The following is a 2434-nucleotide window of genomic DNA, read 5'->3' on the forward strand; positions in this document are numbered from 1 at the left end:
ATGGGAGATCCCGGTGGTGGAATGGGTTAACCTTTAAATAATTAGAATGCGATTGTCTCATAGGAGGCAATCGCATTCGTTGTTTTTAGGGATATTTCCTAAATATCAAATTCGAAATACAAGAAAAGTTTGTGAATCATTCACAAACTGATAGCTGATACGAAATCAAATTTTTAAACTATATTGTTAGTAAGGTTGCAAAAACCCTTGTGTTATCAAATCTACTGATAACACAAGGGTTTCCAAAGATTATTCCGCGAGGGCGGGGCACTGAAAATGCGTAGCCCCTTTATACAGGCTAATATTAAGCAAGTGCATTTAACTCACGTATCATAAAAAAATACTGAAAAATAATTTTACATTCATTTGGCAAAATGCTTTTTTATGAAGTAGGTGTAGTCAATAAGAACCTCTAACACTTCTTGCTGTTTTTGTGGAGGCAAATCGGATATTGCTACTTTAATTAATTCTAATTTACTTTCTAGGGGTGCATTTCGCCCGAATAGTTCATCTATGGAGACATTATGTATTTCAGCAAGATTCATGATGGAATCTGCATCAGGATCAGCTTTCCCATATTCCCAATTTGCATAAGTAGTGCGGGCAATGTTTAGGCGATGTGATATATCGGATTGGGTATATCCTTGTTTTTTTCTCAATTCAGCAAGTCTTTTGCTTAGATGGGACATATCATCACCTTTTCCTTTCTGATTTATAAAGCTAGTGTAAAACAGAAAAGGTAAATTGTGTCCTAATGACTAATAATAAGTCATAATTTAAATTAATTTGTAATAATTAGTTTAAATGTTATGATGATAGAGAAATATTTAGGGTTCTATGAGCAAAAAAACAGGAAGATATCGAAACATTAAATCGAGTTTCTTCCTATTATATATACTTACTAAAATAATGAATTTCCTATATCTATTGTGGCCAAGTTTTGACGTCTTGTACGCTCTCTTAAATAACGTTCTGTAGTCATGATAGATTCATGCCCTAAATAGTCCCTTATTTTTTTTAGTTCCACACCCTTTTCCATTAAGTAATTAGCCATGAAATGCCTACAAGTGTGAGGAGTGATTCTATCCTGTCGGTAACGCAGAAAATCTAAATTTATTTCTTCTATTTTTTTGGCCACAAGAGAAGAGAGATAGTCCGCTCGATAATTTGATCCATCAGCTTTAGGGAGAAAAGCGGAGGTACTCGATGCATCTAGTTCTGTTGTTTGTTTACGTAAACTTCGAACATGGCATAAAGCATCCAATGTATCTTCAAAGATGCGAACTTCCCTACTTTTATTCCCTTTACCAACTACACGAAGTAAATAGGCATTTAAAGATGAATGAAAGACCAAATCTGCCCATTTAGCAGTTGCGATTTCTTCAATTCGTAGTCCTGTTGTAGTTAACAGGAAAAATGTAGTGTAAACAAAATAGTTGGATTTTTTCAGTTCATCTAATATCTGGGTAACTTCTTCTGGATAAAGGTCACGATTGACTAGCTCTTCTTTTTTTACGGATACTTTTTTAAGGCGACTACTAAAGTTGTCTGAGAGTCCGTTATTATCATACACATATTTTAAAAACTGCTGAACTACTGTTTTCTTTTTACGTAATGTAGTGGCAGCATAATTTTTGCTTAATTCATAGAAATAGATTTCCATCTCATTATGGGATAATTCCTGGATGGTTCCAATAGATTCTTTTATGTAACGAAGAAAATGAGAAAGATCGTGCAGATACTGTTGTTTGGTTCGCTCACTTCTTTTTTTTGTTAAAGATGGCTCATCATGTAAAAATAGATAAACCAACGATTCTTCGCTTAATTGCGAATAGTCAATATTACGGATACCTAAACCCATAATGTTTTCAAAATGACTGCTATCAAAAAAATCCGATTTTGATTTTACAATTTGGTTATTATGTTCGTAATTTATAATATTCAAATCTAAACACAACCTTTAACAGAATGAAATAGTAAACATATATTTTTATATAAATTTTTATGATTCTAATTATACCACAATAAACTTATAATTTATCGTGGTATAAACTTAAATGATCAAAATAATATTTTTACCTTAAAATTTAACGTTTCTGTTTAGATGATATATAATGGAAATGTTAAATTCGTTTTTTTGTACATTTCAATCCAAATGCGGTAGGAGGAGATTTTTTTGACTCATCTTCGTCGAAAAATTTTACAAGAAATCCATAATTTAGAAGATGCACATTGTTCAATTTGCCCTCTGAACAACCTATCAGTGAATTGTACAGATGAGCAAGAACAGGCAAAACAAAGAAACTACAAACATTGTAAAGGGTGTCCCATTTTCGATTCCATCCGAGAGAAAGGAGATCAATTGAATTCTTTGTCGAAAAAGAGTACATTTAATAAGGTACGAGAACGTTATATGGAAAATCCATTTAAATAT

General features: G+C 32.3%; 3 protein-coding genes. 1 reads left to right on the forward strand and 2 read right to left on the reverse strand.

Annotated elements, in window-relative coordinates; genetic code table 11:
- Window positions 1–362: 362 nt before the first annotated feature.
- Complete coding sequence (locus tag ACS2CR_RS33940) at window positions 363–689, reverse strand: helix-turn-helix domain-containing protein (RefSeq protein ID WP_000019020.1); 327 nt, start codon at window positions 687–689, stop codon at window positions 363–365.
- Window positions 690–901: 212 nt separating this feature from the next.
- The gene (locus ACS2CR_RS33945; RefSeq protein ID WP_309567762.1) at window positions 902–1945 is read right to left on the reverse strand and encodes a tyrosine-type recombinase/integrase; all 1044 of its coding nucleotides are present in this window, start codon (window positions 1943–1945) and stop codon (window positions 902–904) included.
- A gap of 231 nt (window positions 1946–2176) precedes the next feature.
- Between ACS2CR_RS33945 and ACS2CR_RS33950 the strand changes: the two genes are divergently transcribed.
- Window positions 2177–2434: zinc-finger domain-containing protein (locus ACS2CR_RS33950; RefSeq protein ID WP_438906155.1), on the forward strand; the 258-nt coding region annotated here is incomplete at its 3' end.

Source organism: Bacillus cereus group sp. BceL291, from assembly GCF_051776705.1.
Taxonomy (GTDB): domain Bacteria; phylum Bacillota; class Bacilli; order Bacillales; family Bacillaceae_G; genus Bacillus_A; species Bacillus_A cereus.

What these genes read in the sequence shown, in the direction of transcription:
- ACS2CR_RS33940 (WP_000019020.1), bottom strand. Translation starts at nt 689, where the DNA reads ATGTCCCATCTAAGCAAAAGACTTGCTGAATTGAGAAAAAAACAAGGA.